At 59.9% G+C, this 25,547-nt stretch carries 14 protein-coding genes, 2 tRNA genes, 6 rRNA genes and 2 pseudogenes; 9 read left to right on the top strand and 15 right to left on the bottom strand.

The annotated features are described in order from the left end of the window. The first annotated feature begins 865 nt into the window (after positions 1-865). The 4 genes from OU995_RS07570 (at position 866) to OU995_RS07555 (ending at position 4,972) form a co-directional block, all read left to right on the top strand. The gene (locus OU995_RS07570; protein WP_267834915.1) at positions 866-1,198 is read left to right on the top strand and encodes a hypothetical protein; all 333 of its coding nucleotides are present in this window, start codon (positions 866-868) and stop codon (positions 1,196-1,198) included. Positions 1,199-1,264: 66 nt separating this feature from the next. Continuing rightward, positions 1,265-1,756, top strand: coding sequence for a CesT family type III secretion system chaperone (locus OU995_RS07565; RefSeq protein WP_267834914.1), 492 nt, complete (start codon positions 1,265-1,267; stop codon positions 1,754-1,756). A gap of 33 nt (positions 1,757-1,789) precedes the next feature. Continuing rightward, complete coding sequence (locus OU995_RS07560) at positions 1,790-2,890, top strand: hypothetical protein (RefSeq protein WP_267834913.1); 1,101 nt, start codon at positions 1,790-1,792, stop codon at positions 2,888-2,890. Between the two features lie 96 nt (positions 2,891-2,986). Continuing rightward, complete coding sequence (locus tag OU995_RS07555) at positions 2,987-4,972, top strand: ExeA family protein (RefSeq protein ID WP_267834912.1); 1,986 nt, start codon at positions 2,987-2,989, stop codon at positions 4,970-4,972. A 97-nt stretch (positions 4,973-5,069) separates the two neighbouring features. Here OU995_RS07555 and OU995_RS07550 read toward each other — a convergent pair whose 3' ends face one another. From OU995_RS07550 to OU995_RS07540, 3 genes and pseudogenes are all read right to left on the bottom strand, one after another. Then, complete coding sequence (locus OU995_RS07550) at positions 5,070-5,735, bottom strand: RNA polymerase sigma factor (RefSeq protein WP_267834911.1); 666 nt, start codon at positions 5,733-5,735, stop codon at positions 5,070-5,072. Positions 5,736-6,135: 400 nt separating this feature from the next. After that, positions 6,136-6,555, bottom strand: a pseudogene (locus OU995_RS07545) (LysR substrate-binding domain-containing protein); the annotation flags it as partial. Positions 6,556-6,692: 137 nt separating this feature from the next. Further along, a pseudogene (locus OU995_RS07540) lies at positions 6,693-6,977 on the bottom strand (hypothetical protein); the annotation flags it as partial. A gap of 97 nt (positions 6,978-7,074) precedes the next feature. On the opposite strand from OU995_RS07540, the gene OU995_RS07535 reads away from it, so the two are divergent. After that, on the top strand, positions 7,075-7,440 hold the full coding sequence (locus OU995_RS07535) for a hypothetical protein (RefSeq protein WP_267834910.1): 366 nt from the start codon (positions 7,075-7,077) through the stop codon (positions 7,438-7,440). On the opposite strand, the gene rrf (OU995_RS07530) is transcribed toward OU995_RS07535, so the two are convergent. From rrf (OU995_RS07530) to ptsP, 10 genes are all read right to left on the bottom strand, one after another. After that, positions 7,435-7,547: ribosomal RNA gene (gene rrf / locus OU995_RS07530) — 5S ribosomal RNA — on the bottom strand. The two genes, OU995_RS07535 and rrf (OU995_RS07530), sit on opposite strands and share 6 nt — an antisense overlap. A gap of 169 nt (positions 7,548-7,716) precedes the next feature. Next, positions 7,717-10,596: ribosomal RNA gene (locus tag OU995_RS07525) — 23S ribosomal RNA — on the bottom strand. 328 nt (positions 10,597-10,924) lie between these two features. Further along, a tRNA-Ala gene (locus OU995_RS07520) sits at positions 10,925-11,000 on the bottom strand. Positions 11,001-11,034: 34 nt separating this feature from the next. Further along, positions 11,035-11,111: transfer RNA gene (locus OU995_RS07515), tRNA-Ile, on the bottom strand. Positions 11,112-11,319: 208 nt separating this feature from the next. Then, a 16S ribosomal RNA gene (locus tag OU995_RS07510) occupies positions 11,320-12,848 on the bottom strand. Between the two features lie 406 nt (positions 12,849-13,254). After that, positions 13,255-13,367, bottom strand: a 5S ribosomal RNA gene (rrf, locus tag OU995_RS07505). Between the two features lie 169 nt (positions 13,368-13,536). Then, a 23S ribosomal RNA gene (locus tag OU995_RS07500) occupies positions 13,537-16,415 on the bottom strand. A 429-nt stretch (positions 16,416-16,844) separates the two neighbouring features. Then, positions 16,845-18,373: ribosomal RNA gene (locus OU995_RS07495) — 16S ribosomal RNA — on the bottom strand. Together the 16S, 23S and 5S rRNA genes with 2 tRNA genes alongside form the textbook arrangement of a ribosomal RNA operon. Positions 18,374-18,472: 99 nt before the next feature. Then, the gene (locus OU995_RS07490) at positions 18,473-18,604 is read right to left on the bottom strand and encodes a hypothetical protein (protein WP_267834909.1); all 132 of its coding nucleotides are present in this window, start codon (positions 18,602-18,604) and stop codon (positions 18,473-18,475) included. A gap of 551 nt (positions 18,605-19,155) precedes the next feature. Then, positions 19,156-20,928: a phosphoenolpyruvate--protein phosphotransferase gene (gene ptsP / locus OU995_RS07485; protein WP_267834908.1), complete on the bottom strand. Its 1,773-nt coding sequence runs from the start codon at positions 20,926-20,928 to the stop codon at positions 19,156-19,158. A gap of 158 nt (positions 20,929-21,086) precedes the next feature. On the opposite strand from ptsP, the gene OU995_RS07480 reads away from it, so the two are divergent. After that, positions 21,087-21,938: a GNAT family N-acetyltransferase gene (locus OU995_RS07480; protein ID WP_267834907.1), complete on the top strand. Its 852-nt coding sequence runs from the start codon at positions 21,087-21,089 to the stop codon at positions 21,936-21,938. A gap of 63 nt (positions 21,939-22,001) precedes the next feature. On the opposite strand, the gene OU995_RS07475 is transcribed toward OU995_RS07480, so the two are convergent. Both OU995_RS07475 and OU995_RS07470 read right to left on the bottom strand, forming a co-directional pair. Next, positions 22,002-22,271 carry an HPr family phosphocarrier protein gene (locus OU995_RS07475; RefSeq protein WP_267834906.1) on the bottom strand — a complete coding sequence of 90 codons (270 nt, stop codon included), beginning with the start codon at positions 22,269-22,271 and terminating at the stop codon, positions 22,002-22,004. Beyond that, positions 22,268-22,678, bottom strand: a complete 411-nt coding sequence (locus tag OU995_RS07470) for a PTS sugar transporter subunit IIA (protein WP_267834905.1) — start codon at positions 22,676-22,678, stop codon at positions 22,268-22,270. Before OU995_RS07470 ends, OU995_RS07475 begins: the two co-directional genes overlap by 4 nt. A 70-nt stretch (positions 22,679-22,748) precedes the next feature. Here OU995_RS07470 and OU995_RS07465 point away from each other — a divergent pair, with 70 nt between their 5' ends. The 3 genes from OU995_RS07465 (at position 22,749) to OU995_RS07455 (ending at position 25,423) form a co-directional block, all read left to right on the top strand. Then, positions 22,749-23,276, top strand: coding sequence for a hypothetical protein (locus OU995_RS07465; protein WP_267834904.1), 528 nt, complete (start codon positions 22,749-22,751; stop codon positions 23,274-23,276). A gap of 28 nt (positions 23,277-23,304) precedes the next feature. Then, positions 23,305-24,573, top strand: coding sequence for a CaiB/BaiF CoA transferase family protein (locus OU995_RS07460; protein ID WP_267834903.1), 1,269 nt, complete (start codon positions 23,305-23,307; stop codon positions 24,571-24,573). A gap of 106 nt (positions 24,574-24,679) precedes the next feature. Then, positions 24,680-25,423, top strand: coding sequence for an alpha/beta fold hydrolase (locus OU995_RS07455; protein ID WP_267834902.1), 744 nt, complete (start codon positions 24,680-24,682; stop codon positions 25,421-25,423). The last annotated feature ends 124 nt before the right edge of the window (positions 25,424-25,547 follow it).

Below are 25,547 nucleotides of genomic sequence, written 5' to 3'. Positions count from 1 at the left end.
TTTGGCGCTTGTGGCGCTGGCTCTGACGCTCGGGACGCACAGCCCTGCGTCAAGAGTTGCGTGGCAACGATGACTAGCATCGCGCTGGAGAACCTCTGAGTGTGTGGCCCCACGGTCTAACTCCTTGGATCACCGATCCCGGCAGATTGGAAAGTTGTCATTCGCAGCGGGCCATTAGTGGCACCGCTTTTGATCCAGTTCCGAATGAATCCAACAAGAATGAATCGCCGGATTCATTGAGGAACAGCGCATGAAACGCATACGAAAAAGTACGCACGCAATGCCGAGGTCACCCCTGCGCACCTCCCAGTGCGTCGGCGGTATGGCCCGCCGGGTGCCCTTATCGTGGAACCCGCACCGCGCTTCGTTGTCGCGGCATCGAGGTTCTCTCCATCACGCCCGATGAACAGCCCGGACGCCTCTCCCAGCCGGTGCTCTTTTTCTATGCGCACCGGCTGTTGATGTGGGGCTCACGCTAGGGAGATGCGCTTTCAGTCCTCTTACAAGTTACACCTCGCAACCACCTGCAATACATGACACAAGCGGATGAGGAAAAACACGCGGCAATGAATGTCTGAATCACCGTGAAGACGAGGGATGAAGCAGTCATTGCATTCGGAATGGCCATGTCGGACTCCAAAAACAAAAAGCCCCCGAATGCGTGTTCACGCAAATCGAGGGCTCATGCAGCCGGTATGTGATTCAGCAGTGTTGCTGGCGAGGACCCGCGCTTCCGCAGTCCGGGCGACTCGCAGCGCAGAATAGGCACTTCATGCGGCGACGTCAATCGAGTGAGACCAGCGGGAACTCCGCCCACCCACCGACCACCTACCGAGCACCACGACACAACAAGGCGATCGTCATCATGGAACTCACCAATCATCTGCTGCACCGCATTGAACGCGAAACCGCCGGCGCCCCGGCACCGCTGCTGCGACGGCACATCGAACAGATCCGGGCAGGCCGGGCGGCAGCGTCTTATGAAGTGCGCGTGCATGCCGCCGCCTTGCTGCTGAAGCTGGAGGGCCGGCTGCGCAGCGAGAGTGCCGAAGCCGTTCACCCTCCGACGCAGCCCGACTACCTTGCGCCCTGGATGGACCTGCCCAGTGTCGATGACCTGAGCCTTCGCAGTGACTTTCCGATCCCGCCTGCCGATGCCCACAGTGGCCGGATGGACGATTTCGGCATGCGGCGCTGAGCCTCTGAGGCGCGCAGGCGCTGCGCCCTTCCTCCATCTCCCGGACCCATCAACAAGAGACAAGCCATGACCGACTATGAACGTTTGATTCAGGATTTCTGCGCCATGGCGGGGCTGCCGGACGCAGCGTCGGTGGCCAGCGGCTCCCCCATCGAGGTCGACGGCATCACCTGTTCCATCACCGCCAGCCGGCAGCGTCCGATGGATGCGCTGGTGCTGTATACGGAATTCGGCAGCGTGCCGGCCGGCCGCGAGGTTGCGGTGTTTGAGGAGCTGCTATCGCAGAACTACATCGGCGCGCCGGACGCGGGGGTGAGCTTCGGCTACTCCGGCGTGGCCCGCCACGTCGTGTGCATGCAGCAATTGCGCACCGCCGATGTGAATGCGCAGCGCCTGGCGGACATGCTGCACCATATCGCCGAGAAGGCGCATGAGTGGCGTCGCACCTATTTCCTGAAGGCTGCAGAGCCGACACGCGCGGTGGCTTCGCATGCCGTCTCCGGAGGCACCCGCGCGCTGCTCAATGCCGCTCGGGGCAGCCTGGGCCGGCCGAACTGAGCCCTGCGCGCCCACGCCCCGCGCGCCGCGCCCATGAGCGTCTCAGGATTGCCGCCCGGCGGCAATGGCGGCCCCGGTTCTGCCCAGGGCGCGGATGCACCTGCCCGCAGTGGTGACCTGCAGCGGAGTGAGTCCTCCGGACGCGTGGGCGCGATGCCCGCGGTGCGTGCGCTTCCAGGGCCTGGCCTGGCGCCACCCGAGCCGGGTCCGAAGGCCAGGGTGCTGGTGCTGCACGCGCCGTTGATCCAGAAGCGCCATTGGCGCGTGGCGCAAGCGCCCGTCTCGATAGGCGGGCACAAGACCGGCGCGCTCATCGAGGAACTGGGGACGCATTGGTCCTCCGTGGGGCCCCGCCTGCTAGCGCAGAGCCAGGCACGCCAGGCCTCCAGGTCCGCATCCACCGGCGCATCGCACACGGATGGCAAGCCCGGCGCAGCGGCGCGCACCCAGACGGAGGTCGAGGCCTTGAGACCCCACGTGGCCTCTCTGGTGCTGGGCGCCCAGTTCGACACGGCACTGCGATCCATGCCAGTGACGCAGGCACGGTTCGTCCAGCTGATGAGGCTGTTCCGCGCCCTGCCCCCGGCAGCGCAGCAGAACCGCGTGGATGACCTGCTGCGCGAAGTGATGGTGGGCGCCGGCAGCTCCGATCCCGACGGGCTCTCCCTGATCCACCAGGCACGGGACACCTTGTGTCCATCGCCCGTCACCGCCACGCGATTCCTGCTGCGCAGCCTTGCCTTTGCCAGCAGCGAATCGCAGCTCACGCTGCTGCTGGGGGACCATGGCCAGCACCTGGAGGCGCTGTCGCCTCAGGAACGCGCGCGGGCGGCTCGGCAGGTGGCTGGTCGCTCGGAACTGCTGCGCCTGGCCAGGGCAGCGCAGGGGGCGGGCGTACGCTTTCAGCCGGGGCTTGGCAGTGACGCCACGCTGGCGCAGCTGGCGCAGTGGCTGCAATGTCAGGGGCATGGGCCGCTGGAGTCGCTGATCAAGGAGGCACCTGCGGCCCGCTGGAGTCGCCTGGAGGACTTTGCCAAAGATCCGTTGATCCAGCCCGAGGCGCCTGCCAGCACCGCCTGGTCGGCGCTCGACGTGGAGCAGCAGTTGATGGGCCGGCTCAAGCGCATCCAGTAGGCAAGGAACGCATCGGCCCGTGACGCCACATAAGCGCGACGCTCCGTGACATGACCCCGCCTGCCTTGGGGACGGCGGCAGCGCACCGAGGTGATCATGTCCTTTGCTCTGACCCACGGCCCCGACGAGCTGCCGTCGGCCCCTCCGCACAGTGGCGGCGCCAGCCTCGATCGACAGTTCCGGTTTCGCCGGGCGCCCTTCCCGTCCGCTGCGGAACCGGACGATCTGTTCATGAGCCGTCATCACAAGGAGGCGCTGGCCCACCTGATGTATGGCCTGCGCGCCGACGGCGGCATCCTGCTGCTCACGGGGGACATCGGCACGGGCAAGACCAGCATCTGCCGCTGCTTTCTGGAAGAGCTGCCGCCGGAGGTCAAGGCGGCCCACATCGCACGCCCCGCACCGGATGTCCACACGCTGATGGTGGCAGTCTGCCGGGGATTCGGCTTGCGGGTGGCCGACGGGACGCCGATGCGGCAACTGATCGATCTGCTCAATGCATTCCTGCTCGACCATCACGCGCGCGGCCGCAGGGCGATGCTGATGATCGATGACGCGCAGCGGCTGACCCCCGATGTGCTGGAACAGCTGCGGCTGCTGACCAACCTGGAGACCCACGCCAGCAAGCTGCTGCAGATCGTGCTGGTCGGCCAGACGGGGCTGCGGGACCTGCTGGACCGGCCCGAGTTGCGGCAGTTGTCGCAGCGCGTGGTGGCGCGTTATCACCTGGCGCCGCTGGGGCGGGACGAAGTGATGCCGTATGTGCACCATGCCCTGCGGGTGGCGGGCGGCTCGCCGATGCTGATGCCGCGCCGCCTGGCCTGGTCGCTGTATGGCTGGACGGCGGGGGTGCCGCGCAGCCTCAATCCCTTGTGCGAAAGGGCCCTGCAATTGGCGGCCAGCGAAGGAGGCAGCGTGGTGGAGCGACGGATGCTGACCCGCGCCGCCCACGACCTGGGTCTGGCGCCCGCTGCGACACCGTGGCCGTGGAACCCGTCGCTGGCCGGCGTCTCGCTGACGCTGGTGATGGCCTGTGCGGCGGCTGTGACCTGGGCGCCGCAGCGCGATGGCTCCGGGATGGACATCCCGTCTCCGGATGAGGTGCTCGCCACGCAAGGGTTGCCGCGGGTGGCGGATGGGCGGCTGGGCGCAGCGCCTGCGGGAGCCGCCCGTCTGGGCATGCCCACCGCCGGCGGCTCCGCGCCTGCGAGCACTGCTGCGCCTGCGGAGGCGGCGATGACGGCAGCGGCGGCGGCGACCACGGTCACGAAGGCAGACCATTCAAAAGTTGCGGGCGTCGACACGGCATCTCCCGGATCGCTCGCGCGTCTGGACGATGGCGGCGCAGGAGGGGCTGGCGCTGCGGGTGCATTAAACGCCGGCACCATCGCTGGCGCGAGCTCTGGCACCATCACTGCGACAAGCGGATGGCCCGCAGAGCCGACGACCGCTTTGGCACGTGCCACCTCGATGGCTGCCACCTGGAACGCGTTGCTGGAACGCTGGAAAGTCTCCAACACGCCCTGGCGCGGCTGCACATCGGTCCGCGCGGCAAGCCTTCAATGCCTGGAGGGGCGCGCCGGTCTTGCGGAGCTGCGCGCGCTGAATCTGCCCACGATGCTGCATCTGACCGACAGCCACGGCAAGCGGGCAGACGCCTTGCTGCATGCGATTGATCGTGAATCGGTGCTGCTGCGCATCGGCAGCGAAGACCGACGCGTCTCGCTGACGGAGCTGGCCGATCGCTGGCGCGGCGACTTCACCGTGCTGTGGCGTTCACCGCCTGCGTTTTCGCAGCCGCTCCAGCTGGGCGCCTCCGGCCCCGGTGTCGCCTGGCTGCGGGATCGGTTGGCCCAATTGCCATCCGGCGTGGTGCGTCCGCGTGCGCGACAGCCGTTTGACGCGCAATTGCAATCCCGCCTTCGTGAGTTCCAGCTGCGGGAGCATCTGGATCCGGACGGCATCGCAGGCATGAAGACGCTGGTGCGGCTGGCTCAACGCACAGACCCCGCACATCCCGCGCTCGACCAGCCGGGCGCCATCCAGTCCGGGGCCCGCTCGACGACGGAAGGCCGCGTCTAGGTCCCGTCCCCGCCTCCATGACAAAAGCCGCCTGATGGCGGCTTTGGCATTCAGACCCGGCCGCGTGCTCCTCGCGGTCCGGGTTGGGGACTTTCTTTCAGTTGGTGGCAACCATCTGGCGACCGCAATCGCGTCGGGCTTCCCGCCGAGCGTCTCGCCGGGGATCAGGATGGGTCTCGCCGCGTGTGGTCGGTGGGCAGGGTGACACGGCCAGTGAAGGCTCCGTTTCGATCCGGCGCTTCAGATGCGACCGCGCCCTCGAGATGCGCGACCGCACGGTCCCAATGGGAATGCTCAACTGCTGCGCCACCTCTTCATAGCTGAGATCGTCCACCACCACGAAATGCAGCAATTGACGGCTTTCTTCCGGCAGCTCCGGCAGCACGCGCGCCAGGCGCGACAGACGCTGGCGCTGGTCAGAAATCTCCAGCGGATTGTCGCCAGCGTCAGACGGCATTTCTTCGGTGTCGACATCCACGTAAATATCGCGCAGGCGGGCCCGCTTGTAGTAATTGCGGGTGAGGTTCAGCGCAATGCCAAAGAGCCAGGTCTCCGGGCGGGATTGGCCCTGGAACTGGTCCAGGCATCGAACGGCTTCGAGCAGCGTGTCCTGCACCAGGTCTTCCACATCCTGGGGGTTGCCCACTCGACGCCTGAGAAAGCTCGTGAGGCGGGCGGTATGGGTTCGAATCAACTGGTCCAGGTCGTGCATGGTCAGGCGCACGGCCTGGGGCTGGACGTCGGCATCGATGGTTGGAAACATGGGGAGCATCCTCTCGATCAGACAAGGGCCGGTGGCCTGTTCGAGCAGATGCTTTGCAACGCCTGTGCCACCGAATGGCACAGGCGCAAGTCTTTGATTTGAAAGGGATTTGATCTTTCGGGGGAGATGATTCGTGACGCAGTTCACGAAGTCTTGGACACAAGGCTTTGAATGCCTTCCAGGTTCTCGTGGAGCTGAACGGCTGCAGGCCCGCATGCCTGCTGGTGTACGTCTGGAGCTTGCCTATCAGCCGTATGGCGTCACGGATTGCCGCGTCCCCGGATGCGGCGTTATTGGGTGGCGCAAGGGAGCGGGGCCGACAGACGTACTCTGAGCGGTGGCCCTTCCAGGCACCGCCAACGCAGCGGCGGCCACGCCTGACACCCACGCAAGCTGCCGATCACCCCAGCACCGCCAGAATCTCTTCCCTCACCCACCGCTGCGCCACATGCCCATGGTTACGTTCATGCCAGACCATGGCCATCTCGAATCCATCGATCGCAACTGGGCAGTCCAGGACCTGGAGCCGCAAGGCACGCCCCTTCACCAACCGATCAGGCACCAGTGCAATCAGATCGGACTTCATCACGATGTCCGGCACAAACAGGAATGACGCGGCGTAAAGCACCACCTTGCGCGTCAATCCCCGCGCGGCCAGCGCATGGTTCACCGGGGATGAGAATGCACCTCCCGCTGGCGAGACGATCACCTGCTCCAGCTTGGCGAACTGCCGCGCAGTCAGTGGCCCATGGACGGCCGGATGGTCCCGCCGAGCAATGAGCACGTAGCGCTCATGAAACAGATGCCGCTGCCGCGCCGACGGCGGCGCCTCACTGGAGGGTCTGCCGAGATACGGGTCAGAATCCTACATAAGCGATTGACATCTAACCGTTGACCGTTCTATTCGCAATTTGAATATAGAGCGCCGACTGCCTCGGCTACGGCTCGGCTGAACGCCTAAGTGCCTGGCGACAAGGCCGCGAGCGGCGCGGTTCGATCGGCGGTGCGGCGCAAGACCGATACGACCTCTCTCACATCTTCAATGACGTCGGCCGCAGCTTCCGGCAACGACGCGCTGGTTGAGCTAGAAATCCCAGCCCCGTTGAGGATGGTGCAGGCCATGGCATGCAACTGAAGAAGTTGGTCCCTCACCCCACCCTCGCCAGACAACTGGCGGACCACCTCGTCAATCTCGTCGACGCTTTGCAGCAGCACGCCGGTGTCGAACGAGCTCTGAGCGGCCTTAAGAACGCCAGTATTTCAGCGCATGGCTGCGTCCCTACTCTCACCGGGTGGGGTGGCCAATCCGTTTGACCGGGAGAGCCGATGGGTGTCCTAGATGTTGGACGCCTTGATCGCTGCAGGAGCGCTGGTGGTGGCGAGCGAGGGAAGCGACCCCATGCTGCGGGGCCCCGCAGTGGGTGAGCGCCGCCAAGCCTGCATTGACGCTTGCGTGTTGCCACAGGCGACCTGCGCGACAGCTCGGCTGCCCAGTTCAATGGCCCACGGCGAGATCGTCGAGGAGGGGATCCGGCGGGTATTGGCATTCCCTGGATTGATTCCCCGGAATGGGAATTTCAAAACGCCGCAATATTCCAGCGGGGAGTTTCATTGGGGCATATTCATCGCCCTTAAATTCGTCGCCCCAAAAGCAAAACCCCTTGAACTACTGGAGTTCAAGGGGTTTGCAGGGTTATTAGCCTGACGATGACCTACTTTCACACGGGAATCCGCACTATCATCGGCGCTGAGTCGTTTCACGGTCCTGTTCGGGATGGGAAGGGGTGGGACCGACTCGCTATGGTCATCAGGCTTGACTGGTTGGCCAGCTGCGCCCCTGGGAAGGGTGGGCAGCTCGCCCAATTCGTAGAGTCTTTTGTGAATCAGCTTTGATTTGATTGCGTCCTCAGCTTGAGGAACGGCTTTGATCGATTAAATCGATCTGCGTGACCACTCGCTTCGACATGATTGTCAAAGTTATAGGGTCAAGCCTCACGGGCAATTAGTACTGGTTAGCTTAACGCATTACTGCGCTTCCACACCCAGCCTATCAACGTCCTGGTCTTGAACGACCCTTCAGGGGGCTCAAGGCCCCGGCAAGACTCATCTTGAGACGAGTTTCCCGCTTAGATGCTTTCAGCGGTTATCTCTTCCGCACTTAGCTACTCGGCGATGCCACTGGCGTGACAACCGATACACCAGAGGTGCGTCCACTCCGGTCCTCTCGTACTAGGAGCAGGCTCTCTCAATCTTGCAGCGCCCACGGAAGATAGGGACCAAACTGTCTCACGACGTTTTAAACCCAGCTCACGTACCTCTTTAAATGGCGAACAGCCATACCCTTGGGACCGGCTACAGCCCCAGGATGAGATGAGCCGACATCGAGGTGCCAAACACCGCCGTCGATATGAACTCTTGGGCGGTATCAGCCTGTTATCCCCAGAGTACCTTTTATCCGTTGAGCGATGGCCCTTCCATACAGAACCACCGGATCACTTAGTCCTACTTTCGTACCTGCTCGACTTGTCAGTCTCGCAGTCAAGCACGCTTATGCCTATGCACTATTAGCACGATTTCCGACCGTGCCTAGCGTACCTTCGAACTCCTCCGTTACACTTTGGGAGGAGACCGCCCCAGTCAAACTGCCCACCATACACTGTCCCCAACCCGGATCACGGGCCAAGGTTAGAACCTCAAACACACCAGGGTGGTATTTCAACGTTGGCTCCACCTGATCTAGCGACCAGGTTTCAAAGCCTCCCACCTATCCTACACAGATCTGTTCAAAGTCCAATGTAAAGCTACAGTAAAGGTTCATGGGGTCTTTCCGTCTTTCCGCGGGGAGATTGCATCATCACAAACATTTCAACTTCGCTGAGTCTCTGGAGGAGACAGTGTGGCCATCGTTACGCCATTCGTGCAGGTCGGAACTTACCCGACAAGGAATTTCGCTACCTTAGGACCGTTATAGTTACGGCCGCCGTTTACTGGGACTTCAGTCAAGAGCTTGCACCCCATCATTTAATCTTCCAGCACCGGGCAGGCGTCACACCCTATACGTCGACTTTCGTCTTTGCAGAGTGCTGTGTTTTTAATAAACAGTCGCAGCCACCGATTCTCTGCGGCCTCATTGGGCTCCCCTAGTAAATGGTTCACCTACTAAAGGCACACCTTCTTCCGAAGTTACGGTGTCAATTTGCCGAGTTCCTTCTCCAGAGTTCTCTCAAGCGCCTGAGAATACTCATCACGCGCACCAGTGTCGGTTTGCGGTACGGTCGTCTATAGCTGAAGCTTAGTGGCTTTTCCTGGAAGCAGGGTATCACTCACTTCGTCTGCAAGCAGACTCGTTATCACACCTCAGCTAAGCCCTCCGGATTTGCCTAGAGGGCACGCCTACATGCTTGAACCGGGACATCCAACACCCGGCTGAGCTAACCTTCTCCGTCCCCACATCGCACTATAGATCGGTACAGGAATATTGACCTGTTTCCCATCAGCTACGCATCTCTGCCTCGCCTTAGGGGCCGACTCACCCTACGCCGATGAACGTTGCGTAGGAAACCTTGCGCTTACGGCGAGGGGGCTTTTCACCCCCTTTAACGCTACTCATGTCAGCATTCGCACTTCTGATACCTCCAGCAGGCCTCACGACCCACCTTCACAGGCGTACAGAACGCTCTCCTACCACGCACAGTAAACTGTGCATCCGCAGCTTCGGTAACTGGCTTAGCCCCGTTACATCTTCCGCGCAGGACGACTCGATCAGTGAGCTATTACGCTTTCTTTAAATGATGGCTGCTTCTAAGCCAACATCCTGACTGTTTTAGCCTTCCCACTTCGTTTCCCACTTAGCCAATTTTAGGGACCTTAGCTGGCGGTCTGGGTTGTTTCCCTCTTGAGTCCGGACGTTAGCACCCGGTGCTCTGTCTCCCAAGCTGTACTCTTCGGTATTCGGAGTTTGCATAGGTTTGGTAAGTCGCCATGACCCCCTAGCCTAAACAGTGCTCTACCCCCGAAGGTAATACTTGAGGCACTACCTAAATAGTTTTCGGAGAGAACCAGCTATCTCCAGGTTTGTTTAGCCTTTCACCCCTATCCACAGCTCATCCGCTAGTTTTGCAACACTAGTCGGTTCGGACCTCCAGCACCTGTTACGGTACCTTCATCCTGGCCATGGATAGATCACCTGGTTTCGGGTCTACACCCAGCGACTATTTCGCCCTATTCGGACTCGATTTCTCTACGGCTACCCTATTCGGTTAACCTCGCCACTGAATGTAAGTCGCTGACCCATTATACAAAAGGTACGCAGTCACCCCTGAGGGCTCCTACTTTTTGTATGCATGCGGTTTCAGGATCTATTTCACTCCCCTCCCGGGGTTCTTTTCGCCTTTCCCTCACGGTACTTGTTCACTATCGGTCGATTACGAGTATTTAGCCTTGGAGGATGGTCCCCCCATGTTCAGACAGGATTTCACGTGTCCCGCCCTACTCTTTTCGTGCCTAGTTCCACAATCAACATTTTTCATACGGGGCTATCACCCGCTATGGCCGGACTTTCCATTCCGTTCTGATATGCCAACTGCTAAAACACGAGGGCTACTCCGATTTCGCTCGCCACTACTTTCGGAATCTCGGTTGATGTCTTTTCCTCGAGCTACTGAGATGTTTCAGTTCGCCCGGTTCGCCTTGCATGCCTATGTATTCAGCATGCAATACCTCTTGCGAGGTGGGTTTCCCCATTCGGAAATCTCCGGATCAAAGCTAATTTGCCAGCTCCCCGAAGCTTATCGCAGGCTATCACGTCCTTCGTCGCCTGTAATCGCCAAGGCATCCACCACATGCACTTAGTCACTTGACCCTATAACTTTGACATCACGCAGATGTCGTCAAGGACAGACGCTCAACAACTTGAGCGTTTTATTGAGTATCACGCGTTTTCGCCGTTCTTCAATTTCTTCTCTTACCTTGCGGTCAGAGTTGAAGTCTGGTGACGCAATCAAATGTCGCTGGCGGCACGGTGCCAGTCTGCCCCTTTACGAGCAGCCAGCTTTCCGCCAGCAACGCTGATTCGACTCTACGAATTGTTAAAGAACAACAGTACGGCCTCAAAGGCCAGACTGGCAAACCAGAACATCCAACAGCCTGCGCTGAAGGACACTGTGGTTTGCCAACCGTGAGAAGTGAACTGGTGGAGGATGACGGGATCGAACCGACGACCCCCTGCTTGCAAAGCAGGTGCTCTCCCAGCTGAGCTAATCCCCCAAGATCCCTGAATCTTCAGACTCCGAGTTCTTCGTGGTGGGTCTGGCTGGATTCGAACCAGCGACCCCCGCCTTATCAAGACGGTGCTCTAACCGACTGAGCTACAGACCCACGCGTTTGTTGCGTCGCCCATAGCTCTGTCGTTATCGCTCACCTGGCAGCAACTCCGTGCTTCAGGCCAGCTCGCCAGGCGCCGTGCGACTATGTTCACTCTACTGTTGTAGTTACAGCCAATAAGTGTGGGCGCGCTGAATGTCGGCGTTTGTGGACCTTGCTCATTCAACAACCGAAGTTGCTGAGTGGCTCGGCCATTCTCTAGAAAGGAGGTGATCCAGCCGCACCTTCCGATACGGCTACCTTGTTACGACTTCACCCCAGTCACGAACCCTGCCGTGGTAATCGCCCTCCTTGCGGTTAGGCTAACTACTTCTGGCAGAACCCGCTCCCATGGTGTGACGGGCGGTGTGTACAAGACCCGGGAACGTATTCACCGCGGCAAGCTGATCCGCGATTACTAGCGATTCCGACTTCACGCAGTCGAGTTGCAGACTGCGATCCGGACTACGACCGGGTTTCTGGGATTAGCTCCCCCTCGCGGGTTGGCAGCCCTCTGTCCCGGCCATTGTATGACGTGTGTAGCCCTACCCATAAGGGCCATGATGACCTGACGTCATCCCCACCTTCCTCCGGTTTGTCACCGGCAGTCTCATTAGAGTGCCCTTTCGTAGCAACTAATGACAAGGGTTGCGCTCGTTGCGGGACTTAACCCAACATCTCACGACACGAGCTGACGACGGCCATGCAGCACCTGTGTCCAGGTTCTCTTTCGAGCACTCTCACATCTCTGCAAGATTCCTGGCATGTCAAGGGTAGGTAAGGTTTTTCGCGTTGCATCGAATTAAACCACATCATCCACCGCTTGTGCGGGTCCCCGTCAATTCCTTTGAGTTTCAACCTTGCGGCCGTACTCCCCAGGCGGTCAACTTCACGCGTTAGCTACGTTACTGAGAAGAAACCCTCCCAACAACCAGTTGACATCGTTTAGGGCGTGGACTACCAGGGTATCTAATCCTGTTTGCTCCCCACGCTTTCGTGCATGAGCGTCAGTACAGGCCCAGGGGATTGCCTTCGCCATCGGTGTTCCTCCACATATCTACGCATTTCACTGCTACACGTGGAATTCCATCCCCCTCTGCCGTACTCTAGCTATGCAGTCACAAATGCAGTTCCCAGGTTGAGCCCGGGGATTTCACATCTGTCTTGCATAACCGCCTGCGCACGCTTTACGCCCAGTAATTCCGATTAACGCTTGCACCCTACGTATTACCGCGGCTGCTGGCACGTAGTTAGCCGGTGCTTATTCTTCAGGTACCGTCATCCCTCCGAGGTATTAGCTCAAAGGATTTCTTCCCTGACAAAAGCGGTTTACAACCCGAAGGCCTTCTTCCCGCACGCGGCATGGCTGGATCAGGGTTGCCCCCATTGTCCAAAATTCCCCACTGCTGCCTCCCGTAGGAGTCTGGGCCGTGTCTCAGTCCCAGTGTGGCTGGTCGTCCTCTCAGACCAGCTACAGATCGTAGGCTTGGTAGGCCTTTACCCCACCAACTACCTAATCTGATATCGGCCGCTCCAATTGCGCGAGGTCTTGCGATCCCCCGCTTTCACCCTCAGGTCGTATGCGGTATTAGCTGCTCTTTCGAGCAGTTATCCCCCACAACTGGGCACGTTCCGATACATTACTCACCCGTTCGCCACTCGTCGCCAGGTTGCCCCGCGTTACCGTTCGACTTGCATGTGTAAGGCATGCCGCCAGCGTTCAATCTGAGCCAGGATCAAACTCTACAGTTCGATCTTGAATAACTCAACGGAATCGAACAAAGACTACTTTCATAGCTTCATTCATTTCCGTGAGCGTCTAAAGATTTAACCTTCTCAGGTTGCCTCTATTCAGACGCCCACGCTTATTGGCTGTAAATTTTTAAAGATCATCGAAGCAGCTGAGCTGTCTTCGTTTGCTGCTGCTTTCTTACGTCGTTTTGTTGACGTCGTCAGCAGCGCAGAAGCGAGATTATGAACTAGCTTTTTCAAGCCGTCAAGCACTCTGTTTAAAAATCTTTGGCAAGTCGCTGAAGCAACCTGACCGCCGATCTTCAACCTTCAAAGATCAGCACTGACATCGGTCAACACTGATCTCTGCAGGCTGCAGGCAGAGATACAAACGCCCGGTCACACGACCGGGCGTCCGTAGATATTAGCCTGACGATGACCTACTTTCACACGGGAATCCGCACTATCATCGGCGCTGAGTCGTTTCACGGTCCTGTTCGGGATGGGAAGGGGTGGGACCGACTCGCTATGGTCATCAGGCTTGACTGGTTGGCCAGCTGCGTCCCTGGGAAGGGTGGGCAGCTCGCCCAATTCGTAGAGTCTTTTGTGAATCAGCTTTGATTTGATTGCGTCCTCAGCTTGAGGAACGGCTTTGATCGATTAAATCGATCTGCGTGACCACTCGCTTCGACATGATTGTCAAAGTTATAGGGTCAAGCCTCACGGGCAATTAGTACTGGTTAGCTTAACGCATTACTGCGCTTCCACACCCAGCCTATCAACGTCCTGGTCTTGAACGACCCTTCAGGGGGCTCAAGGCCCCGGCAAGACTCATCTTGAGACGAGTTTCCCGCTTAGATGCTTTCAGCGGTTATCTCTTCCGCACTTAGCTACTCGGCGATGCCACTGGCGTGACAACCGATACACCAGAGGTGCGTCCACTCCGGTCCTCTCGTACTAGGAGCAGGCTCTCTCAATCTTGCAGCGCCCACGGAAGATAGGGACCAAACTGTCTCACGACGTTTTAAACCCAGCTCACGTACCTCTTTAAATGGCGAACAGCCATACCCTTGGGACCGGCTACAGCCCCAGGATGAGATGAGCCGACATCGAGGTGCCAAACACCGCCGTCGATATGAACTCTTGGGCGGTATCAGCCTGTTATCCCCAGAGTACCTTTTATCCGTTGAGCGATGGCCCTTCCATACAGAACCACCGGATCACTTAGTCCTACTTTCGTACCTGCTCGACTTGTCAGTCTCGCAGTCAAGCACGCTTATGCCTATGCACTATTAGCACGATTTCCGACCGTGCCTAGCGTACCTTCGAACTCCTCCGTTACACTTTGGGAGGAGACCGCCCCAGTCAAACTGCCCACCATACACTGTCCCCAACCCGGATCACGGGCCAAGGTTAGAACCTCAAACACACCAGGGTGGTATTTCAACGTTGGCTCCACCTGATCTAGCGACCAGGTTTCAAAGCCTCCCACCTATCCTACACAGATCTGTTCAAAGTCCAATGTAAAGCTACAGTAAAGGTTCATGGGGTCTTTCCGTCTTTCCGCGGGAGATTGCATCATCACAAACATTTCAACTTCGCTGAGTCTCTGGAGGAGACAGTGTGGCCATCGTTACGCCATTCGTGCAGGTCGGAACTTACCCGACAAGGAATTTCGCTACCTTAGGACCGTTATAGTTACGGCCGCCGTTTACTGGGACTTCAGTCAAGAGCTTGCACCCCATCATTTAATCTTCCAGCACCGGGCAGGCGTCACACCCTATACGTCGACTTTCGTCTTTGCAGAGTGCTGTGTTTTTAATAAACAGTCGCAGCCACCGATTCTCTGCGGCCTCATTGGGCTCCCCAAGTAAATGGTTCACCTACTAAAGGCACACCTTCTTCCGAAGTTACGGTGTCAATTTGCCGAGTTCCTTCTCCAGAGTTCTCTCAAGCGCCTGAGAATACTCATCACGCGCACCAGTGTCGGTTTGCGGTACGGTCGTCTATAGCTGAAGCTTAGTGGCTTTTCCTGGAAGCAGGGTATCACTCACTTCGTCTGCAAGCAGACTCGTTATCACACCTCAGCTAAGCCCTCCGGATTTGCCTAGAGGGCACGCCTACATGCTTGAACCGGGACATCCAACACCCGGCTGAGCTAACCTTCTCCGTCCCCACATCGCACTATAGATCGGTACAGGAATATTGACCTGTTTCCCATCAGCTACGCATCTCTGCCTCGCCTTAGGGGCCGACTCACCCTACGCCGATGAACGTTGCGTAGGAAACCTTGCGCTTACGGCGAGGGGGCTTTTCACCCCCTTTAACGCTACTCATGTCAGCATTCGCACTTCTGATACCTCCAGCAGGCCTCACGACCCACCTTCACAGGCGTACAGAACGCTCTCCTACCACGCACAGTAAACTGTGCATCCGCAGCTTCGGTAACTGGCTTAGCCCCGTTACATCTTCCGCGCAGGACGACTCGATCAGTGAGCTATTACGCTTTCTTTAAATGATGGCTGCTTCTAAGCCAACATCCTGACTGTTTTAGCCTTCCCACTTCGTTTCCCACTTAGCCAATTTTAGGGACCTTAGCTGGCGGTCTGGGTTGTTTCCCTCTTGAGTCCGGACGTTAGCACCCGGTGCTCTGTCTCCCAAGCTGTACTCTTCGGTATTCGGAGTTTGCATAGGTTTGGTAAGTCGCCATGACCCCCTAGCCTAAACAGTGCTCTACCCCCGAAGGTAATACTTGAGGCACTACCTAAATAGTTTTCGGAGAGAACCAGCTATCTCCAGGTTTGTTTAGCCTTTCACCCCTATCCACAGCTCATCCGCTAGTTTTGCAACACTAGTCGGTTCGGACCTCCAGCACCTGTTACGGTACCTTCATCCTGGCCATGGATAGATCACCTGGTTTCGGGTCTACACCCAGCGACTATTTCGCCCTATTCGGACTCGATTTCTCTACGGCTACCCTATTCGGTTAACCTCGCCACTGAATGTAAGTCGCTGACCCATTATACAAAAGGTACGCAGTCACCCCTGAGGGCTCCTACTTTTTGTATGCATGCGGTTTCAGGATCTATTTCACTCCCCTCCCGGGGTTCTTTTCGCCTTTCCCTCACGGTACTTGTTCACTATCGGTCGATTACGAGTATTTAGCCTTGGAGGATGGTCCCCCCATGTTCAGACAGGATTTCACGTGTCCCGCCCTACTCTTTTCGTGCCTAGTTCCACAATCAACATTTTTCATACGGGGCTATCACCCGCTATGGCCGGACTTTCCATTCCGTTCTGATATGCCAACTGCTAAAACACGAGGGCTACTCCGATTTCGCTCGCCACTACTTTCGGAATCTCGGTTGATGTCTTTTCCTCGAGCTACTGAGATGTTTCAGTTCGCCCGGTTCGCCTTGCATGCCTATGTATTCAGCATGCAATACCTCTTGCGAGGTGGGTTTCCCCATTCGGAAATCTCCGGATCAAAGCTAATTTGCCAGCTCCCCGAAGCTTATCGCAGGCTATCACGTCCTTCGTCGCCTGTAATCGCCAAGGCATCCACCACATGCACTTAGTCACTTGACCCTATAACTTTGACATCACGCAGATGTCGTCAAGGACAGACGCTCAACAACTTGAGCGTTTTATTGAGTATCACGCGTTTTCGCCGTTCTTCAATTTCTTCTCTTACCTTGCGGTCAGAGTTGAAGTCTGGTGACGCAATCAAATGTCGCTGGCGGCACGGTGCCAGTCTGCCCCTTTACGAGCAGCCAGCTTTCCGCCAGCAACGCTGATTCGACTCTACGAATTGTTAAAGAACAACAGTGCGGCCTCAAAGGCCAGACTGGCAAACCAGAACATCATTATCGCTCAAATAAGCGACCTTGATACTGTGGTTTGCCAACCAACTGTCTTTCATCTACAGCCAATAAGTGTGGGCGCGCTGAATATCGGCGTTTGTGGACCTTGCTCATTCAACAACCGAAATTGCTGAGTGGCTCGGCCATTCTCTAGAAAGGAGGTGATCCAGCCGCACCTTCCGATACGGCTACCTTGTTACGACTTCACCCCAGTCACGAACCCTGCCGTGGTAATCGCCCTCCTTGCGGTTAGGCTAACTACTTCTGGCAGAACCCGCTCCCATGGTGTGACGGGCGGTGTGTACAAGACCCGGGAACGTATTCACCGCGGCAAGCTGATCCGCGATTACTAGCGATTCCGACTTCACGCAGTCGAGTTGCAGACTGCGATCCGGACTACGACCGGGTTTCTGGGATTAGCTCCCCCTCGCGGGTTGGCAGCCCTCTGTCCCGGCCATTGTATGACGTGTGTAGCCCTACCCATAAGGGCCATGATGACCTGACGTCATCCCCACCTTCCTCCGGTTTGTCACCGGCAGTCTCATTAGAGTGCCCTTTCGTAGCAACTAATGACAAGGGTTGCGCTCGTTGCGGGACTTAACCCAACATCTCACGACACGAGCTGACGACGGCCATGCAGCACCTGTGTCCAGGTTCTCTTTCGAGCACTCTCACATCTCTGCAAGATTCCTGGCATGTCAAGGGTAGGTAAGGTTTTTCGCGTTGCATCGAATTAAACCACATCATCCACCGCTTGTGCGGGTCCCCGTCAATTCCTTTGAGTTTCAACCTTGCGGCCGTACTCCCCAGGCGGTCAACTTCACGCGTTAGCTACGTTACTGAGAAGAAACCCTCCCAACAACCAGTTGACATCGTTTAGGGCGTGGACTACCAGGGTATCTAATCCTGTTTGCTCCCCACGCTTTCGTGCATGAGCGTCAGTACAGGCCCAGGGGATTGCCTTCGCCATCGGTGTTCCTCCACATATCTACGCATTTCACTGCTACACGTGGAATTCCATCCCCCTCTGCCGTACTCTAGCTATGCAGTCACAAATGCAGTTCCCAGGTTGAGCCCGGGGATTTCACATCTGTCTTGCATAACCGCCTGCGCACGCTTTACGCCCAGTAATTCCGATTAACGCTTGCACCCTACGTATTACCGCGGCTGCTGGCACGTAGTTAGCCGGTGCTTATTCTTCAGGTACCGTCATCCCTCCGAGGTATTAGCTCAAAGGATTTCTTCCCTGACAAAAGCGGTTTACAACCCGAAGGCCTTCTTCCCGCACGCGGCATGGCTGGATCAGGGTTGCCCCCATTGTCCAAAATTCCCCACTGCTGCCTCCCGTAGGAGTCTGGGCCGTGTCTCAGTCCCAGTGTGGCTGGTCGTCCTCTCAGACCAGCTACAGATCGTAGGCTTGGTAGGCCTTTACCCCACCAACTACCTAATCTGATATCGGCCGCTCCAATTGCGCGAGGTCTTGCGATCCCCCGCTTTCACCCTCAGGTCGTATGCGGTATTAGCTGCTCTTTCGAGCAGTTATCCCCCACAACTGGGCACGTTCCGATACATTACTCACCCGTTCGCCACTCGTCGCCAGGTTGCCCCGCGTTACCGTTCGACTTGCATGTGTAAGGCATGCCGCCAGCGTTCAATCTGAGCCAGGATCAAACTCTACAGTTCGATCTTGAATAACTCAACGGAATCGAACAAAGACTACTTTCATAGCTTCATTCATTTCCGTGAGCGTCTAAAGATTTAACCTTCTCAGGTTGCCTCCATTCAGACGCCCACGCTTATTGGCTGTAAATTTTTAAAGATCATCGAAGCAGCCAAGCCGTCTTCGTTTGCTGCTGCTTTCTTACGTCGTTTTGTTGACGTCGTCAGCAGCGCAGAAGCGAGATTATGAATCATTCTTTCTGATTTCGTCAAGCAGTCAGTGCAAATTATTTTTTACGCTGACTGCGAGATTCTTATCTAAAAGATTGCCCCTTTCGGAACCCTTTCGGAGATTCTCGCCGCCGTGAGGAGTCGAAGTATATATCAACTTTCACAGCTTGATTTGAATTTAATCTCGATTCTTTTCAGATTCGCACATCAATCTCAAATCAATCTCTTCTTAATCACTCGGTTGGCTTTCGCCCTGTTTGATGCCTTGCTTGAGTTTCCGACATCTGCTCTGGAATGAACCAGCACTTCAATCTACAACTCAAACCGGGCATCAAGCTCCCGGTGAAACTGCTCACAAACTTGTCGTAAGCAGCGAAGACCAAGAGTCTAGCACGCATTTTTTGGCCCGCACAAGTCCTGGCTGAAAATTTCACACGGAGGTCGTAAATCCGGCGGCAGGATGCACCGGCTTGCGAGCACACAGGCCAGCAACGATACGGCGACCGGCCCTCAGCGCTTACCGCCCTGCCCTCGCGGGTTGGGCCGGCCACTGCCCACGCAGCCGACGCAGCCCGTTAGTGCAAGCGCTGCGACGCCAGCGCATCCAGCGCGGTGCGCCCGGGCTCTTCGCTTTCCAGGATGCGGGGGATCGCCGCCGCCAGGCGTTGGGTATCCGCCCGGAGTACCCGCTGCTTCACAGACGGGATTTGAGAGGGGTGCATCGAGAAACAGTTCAACCCCATCCCCAGCAGCAGATCGGTGAACAAAGCGTCCCCGGCCATCTCCCCACACACACTGACCCCCTTCCCGGCCGCGCGAGCCTGGGAGATCGAAGACGCCAGCAGATGGAGCACCGCCGGATGCCATGGGTCATAAAGATGGGCCACGGCCTCATCCGCACGGTCGATGGCCAGCGTGTACTGGATCAGGTCATTGGTGCCGATGGAGATGAAATCCACATGGCGCAGCAGCATCGGCAGCATCAGCGCGGCCGCAGGCACCTCCACCATCACGCCCAATTCCACCAGCCCATAAGGCTGCCCGGCATCATCCAACTGCTGTTTCACGCGACGGATCGCCTCTTGCACCTGCTTGATCTCGCTCAGGTGGGCCACCATTGGGAGCAGCAGCTTCACATGGCCAAAAGCGCTTGCTCTATAAATAGCACGCAGTTGCTGGCGGAACATGCTCGGCTCGGCCAGGCTCCACCGAATGGCGCGCAGGCCCATGGACGGGTTCAGGACATGCTCATGGCGCAATTCATTCACGCTCATGCGGTCCAGGGGCTTATCCGCCCCCACATCCACGGTTCGGATGGTGACCGGCATACCCCGCATCGCCTCCACCGCCGCGCGGTAAGCGGCAAACTGCTCATCCTCGCTCGGCAGTTCGCCGTTGCGGTTCATGAATAGAAACTCGCTGCGGAACAACCCGACGCCCGTTGCGCCTGAGTCCAGCGCTGCGGCAGTATCTCCGGGCAGCTCGATATTGGCGTGCAGTTCAATGCGCTGCCCGTCCAGGGTGATGGCCGGGGTATGGCGCAGCCGCGCGAGCCGCGCACGTTCGAGTTCCGACTGGCGCTGGCGGAACCGATATTCCTCCAGCACGATGGGCGACGGATTCACGATCACCGTGCCGGCATCCCCATCAATGATGACCCAGTCGTCCTGCCGGATCAGGCGGGAGGCCTCCCGGGTGCCCACCACGGCGGGGATATCCATGCTGCGCGCGACGATGGCGGTATGCGAAGTTTTTCCGCCGATATCGGTGATGAATCCCTGGAAGACACTGCGCTTGAACTGGATCATGTCGGCCGGCGCAATATCCGCAGCCACCAGCAACAGGGGATCTTCCCCCGCAAAATCCCGCGCGACCACGGCCGCGGCGCCAGGCGCGCCCTTGTCCTGGGCATGGGCCAGCGCCGACAGCACCCGTTCCACCACCTGTTCGAGGTCGGCCTTGCGCTCACGGAGGTAATCGTCCTCCATCTCGTCAAACTGGCGGGCCAGCACTTCGAGCTGGGCCGACAGGGCCCATTCGGCGTTGTAGTGACGCTCCTGGATCCACTGCCGGGCCGCGTCCACCAGAGCCTCGTCATTCAGCAGCAGCAGATGCACGTCCAGCAACGCGTCCAGCTCGTGGGGGGCGTCCGGCGGGAGGTCCGCCTTCAGGGACTGCAATTCTTGTGACACCGCGTCACGTGCCTGCAGCAGGCGGTTGTATTCGGTCTCGACCTCGGTGGGGGAGACGAAGTAATGCGCAACGTCAACGCGGCTGGACGCAACCAGCACTGCGCGGCCGATGGCCACGCCACGCGACACGGAAATGCCGAAGACCTGGAAGCTCATGCGCTGACTGTAGCAGCGGCGCCGGAATCATTCAGGCGCATCTGGTCACTGATGGCACGGCGACGTGTCGTGATGTCACGATTCGTTCACGGGTCGGTCACCGACAAGTCACCCCACTCGCTCAGCATCACGTCATCCCATCCGAACGAGGCCCAGCCATGAGGGATCTGCCGCTGCCCACCCTGCCCTTCTCCGATCTGCGCCCGTCTGAGGCGTCCCGGAGGTCACTTCCAGTTGCATCGCAGGGGGACGCTGTCACGTCTGCGCGCGCTCGCTTCCACGTGGGCTGGGCGCGCTCCGAAGAAGAAGTCCGCCATGCCCAGCGCCTGAGGTATCGGGTCTTTGTGGAAGAGATGGGGGCCCGCCTGAGCGTCCCGGTCCATGCGCCCGTCGGCCACGATGTGGACATCTTCGACCCGTTCTGTGAGCACCTGCTGGTCCGCCTGCTGGATGCCAACGATCAGCCGGGTGAGGTGATCGGCACCTATCGGGTGCTCACCCCCGAAGCCGCCCGTCGCGCCGGCGGTCTCTATACAGAAACCGAGTTCGACCTGACCCGGCTGCGTTCCTTGCGTCCGCGCATGGTGGAACTGGGACGCTCCTGCGTGCACCCGGACCACCGCAACGGCGGCGCCATCATGGCCCTGTGGGGAGCGTTGACGGAATTCATGGTCCGCAACGACCTGGACACCATGATCGGCTGCGCCAGCATCAGCATGCGCGATGGGGGTCACTACGCCGCCAGCATCTGGAAGCAGCTGGAAGACCGCCATATGGCCGACATCGAATGGCAGGTGCGCCCGCGTCTGCCGCTACCGGTGGATGAACTGCGCCAGGACCTGGCGGTGGAACCTCCGCCGCTGATCAAGGGTTATCTGCGCTGCGGAGCGCGTGTGCTGGGTCGGCCCGCCTGGGATCCGGACTTCAACACCGCCGACCTGCCGATGATGATGCGCATCAACGATCTGCCGGCCCGCTACCGCCGACATTTCCTGGGCGGAGACGCCTGATCCGCCACGCCGGGGTCCTGCCCCGGCCTTGATGCCCTGAGCGGCAAGGCGGTCAGCGAAGGCTCACTGCCCTTCGCCGAACTTGTCGTTCACCAGCGCCGTGATGGCGTCGTGGGCCGCCTGCTCATCCTCACCCTCGGTCTCCAGCGCCACCTCGGCACCAATCCCGGCGGCCAGCATCATCACGCCCATGATGCTCTTGGCATTCACCCGCCGGCCGTTGCGGCTGAGGAAGACCTCGGACTTGAATCCACCTGCCAGCTTGGTCAATTTGGCCGAGGCGCGGGCATGCAGCCCCAGCTTGTTGCTGATGGTGAGCGTGGACTTGATCATGAGCAGGAACGTTCAGGCGGAAAGTTGGTCGGCTGTTCGTACACGATGCCCTGCATGCCGCCTTGGCTGGCGCGCTGCATCAGCGCTTCCAGCCCTTCGCCGGCATAACAGAGCGACCGCCAGAGCATAGGCACATTCACACCCGCCAACACCTTGACCTGTTCGCCCTGCAGACGCAGCGCCGCATTGGAAGGGGTCGCGCCGTAGACGTCCGTCAGCACCAGGGTCTGCAGATGTCCGGAAGCCTCGATCAGCGCACGGGCCTGGGCTTCCACTTCGTCCGCCCCCATGTCGGGCGTGACGTCCAGCACGCTGAGCTGCAGCGAGCAATGCGGGAAGGTGTGCTCGGCCACCTCTTTGAGGGCGGAGGCAAGCGGGGCGTGGGCGATCAGGAGCAAGCCGGACATGACTTCATTATCCCCATTCGTTTGCCTCACGGTGCGATGCCCGCCCGCTGGCGAGCCAACATAATGGGCAATGGCTTCCATCACTCGCACACGATTGGTGCTCACTGGGCTCACGGCGCTGACCGCCGGATGTTCGCCGTCGCTGAACTGGCGGGACATCACGCCGGAGGGGGCCGCTGCCCGGCTGATGTTCCCCTGCAAGCCGGAGCAGGAGACCCGCCCCCAACCCGGGCCGGACGGCCGCCCGATGAGCGTCCACAGCTACAGCTGCAAGGCACAGGGCGGTCAGTACTCGCTGACTTGGGTGAACCTGGGGACCCAACAGGAAGTCCCTGGGGCCCTGCGGCGGCTGCGGGAGCGGATGGCGGCCCTGGTGGTCCCCGGGGAGAGCGCGCCGCTCACCATCAAGGGCATGACCCCTGACCCTTCCGCCGGACAGCAGCGCTTTTCCGCACCCGCCGGTCAACCGGCCCAGTCGGTGCGGCAGGCTGTTTTTGCCAGGGGCCCTTATATCTACCAACTGCTGCAACAGGGCCCCACCCCCAATGACGAAGCCTGGGACGTGTTTGTCAGCTCGGTGGTGCTGACGGGGCCTTGACCCCGGCGCTGGCGCCACAATGCCTGCCATGAATCAAGCGACGACTCCCCCCGTCTCCCAGGCCATGGCCCTGCAGGGCGTCCGGGTGCTGGACCTTTCCCGCGTACTGGCAGGCCCCTGGTGCAGCCAGACCCTGGCCGATCTGGGCGCTGATGTGATCAAGGTGGAACGCCCCCCCGCCGCCGGGCACCCCGGCGGCGATGACACCCGTGGCTGGGGCCCGCCCTACCTGCGGGATGCCCAGGGCGACGACACCTCCGAGGCGGCCTACTACCTGGGTGCCAATCGCAACAAGCGCTCCATCGCCATCGACATTGCCAGCGCCGCCGGCCAGGCCCTGATCCGCGAGTTGGCGAGTCAGGCGGACATCCTGCTGGAAAACTACAAGGTGGGTGACCTCGCACGGTATGGCCTGGATGCGCCGGCCCTGCGCACGCTCAATCCCCGTCTCATCTTCTGCTCGGTGACCGGGTTCGGTCAGAACGGCCCCTACCGCGACCGGGCCGGTTATGACTATGCGGTGCAGGGGCTGGGGGGGCTGATGAGCGTCACCGGCGAACGGGACGCCTTGCCAGGTGGAGGCCCACAGAAGGTGGGCGTGGCCGTGGCCGACCTGTTCACCGGCATGTATGCCACCGTGGCCATCCTCGCCGCCCTGCGGCACCGGGATGCCACCGGACAGGGCCAGGAGATCGACATGGCCCTGCTGGACACGCAAGTCGCCATGCTGGCCAACCTGGGCGCCAACTATCTCTGCACCGGTCAGGCCCCGCGCCGCATGGGCAATGCACATCAGAACATCGTCCCCTACCAGACCTTCCAGGCCGCCGACGGCCATCTGATCGTGGCCGTGGGCAATGACCGCCAGTTCGCCAAGTTCTGCGAGATCCTGGGGCAGCCCGCCTGGGCCGAAGACCCCCGCTTTGCCACCAACGCCCAACGGGTGCGTCACCGAGACACGCTGGTGCCCCTGCTGGCCGAGTGCATGGCCCGCCAGCCGCGCCAGCACTGGCTGAGCGCGATGGAGGCCGCCAAGGTGCCGGGCGGCGCCATCAATGATCTGGCGGAAGTCTTCGAGGACCCCCAGGTGCAGTATCGCGAGATGGTGGTGCCAATGACGCATCCGCTGACCGACCGGCTCCGGCTGGTGGCCAGTCCGATGAAACTGTCCGCGACGCCGGTGGCCTACCGCTTGCCGCCGCCGCTGCTTGGACAACACACCAACGACATCCTCGCCGAACTCGGCCATGGCCCGGACGCCATCGCCGCCTGGCGCCAACAAGGAGTGATTGCATGACCCTGCCCTCTCTGCTGCCACCCCAACGCCGGGCGCCACACCCCGGGGCCGATCACCCCCATGCCGCCCCGCCTTGCCGACCGGCTGCCGCCGAGGAGCACCAGCCATGAGCGGCGCGGCCATCGTCCTGGTCCATGGCGCCTGGGGCGGCGCCTGGGTCTGGCAACGGGTGCTCGGCCCCCTGCGTGCCGCCGGCCACCGCGTGTTCACCGTCAGCCTGAGCGGCACCGGCGAGCGCGCCCATCAGCCTCATGCCCCCATCACCCTGCAGACGCATATCGAGGACGTCAAAGCCGTGATCGAGTGCGAGGAACTGACGCAGGTCCTGCTGGTGGGCCACAGCTACAGCGGCATGGTGATCACCGGCGTGGCGGACCAGATGCGCGACCGGATTGCGCAACTGGTCTATGTCGATGCGGTTGTGCCCCTGCCCGGGGAATCCTGGTCCAGCCGCCACTCCGAAGACACCCAGGCCCAGCGTCGGGCGGTCATCCAGGCCCACGGCCATCTGCCGCCGTCCCCGCCACAGGGCATGGGGCTGAATGCCGAGGACTTTGCCTGGGTCGAGCGGCGGCAGCGCCCGCATCCGGGTGGCGTGTATGACAGCCCGCTGCAGTTCGATGCCCAGGCCTGGGCGGCTCTGCCCCGCACTTTCATCGACTGTGACCGCCCCGCCCTGCTCACCATTGCCGAGGCTCGCAAGCGGGTCCGCCAGCAGCCCGGCTGGACCGTGCATGAGATCCCCACCGGCCATAACGTGATGATTTCTGCGGCTCCGGCGTTGCTGGACCTCCTGCTTGCGATGGCCGGCGCGCAGCCGTCCCCCCTGCCCACCCCCGCCAATTCGTGAGACATTTCACGGTGTAACAGGTGGTGTCAAACGTACCCTGACTCGGGGGATGGACGCTCCCCCCCCCCCTCGGAACCATGGCGGCCTTCCGACCGCGGCGTCCGATCGCGGCAAAAATCACAAA

Source organism: Roseateles sp. SL47 (genome assembly GCF_026625885.1).
Lineage (GTDB): Bacteria > Pseudomonadota > Gammaproteobacteria > Burkholderiales > Burkholderiaceae_C > Roseateles.
Note: the sequence above shows the minus strand (reverse complement) of the source record. Positions and strands in the feature narration are given on the sequence as shown.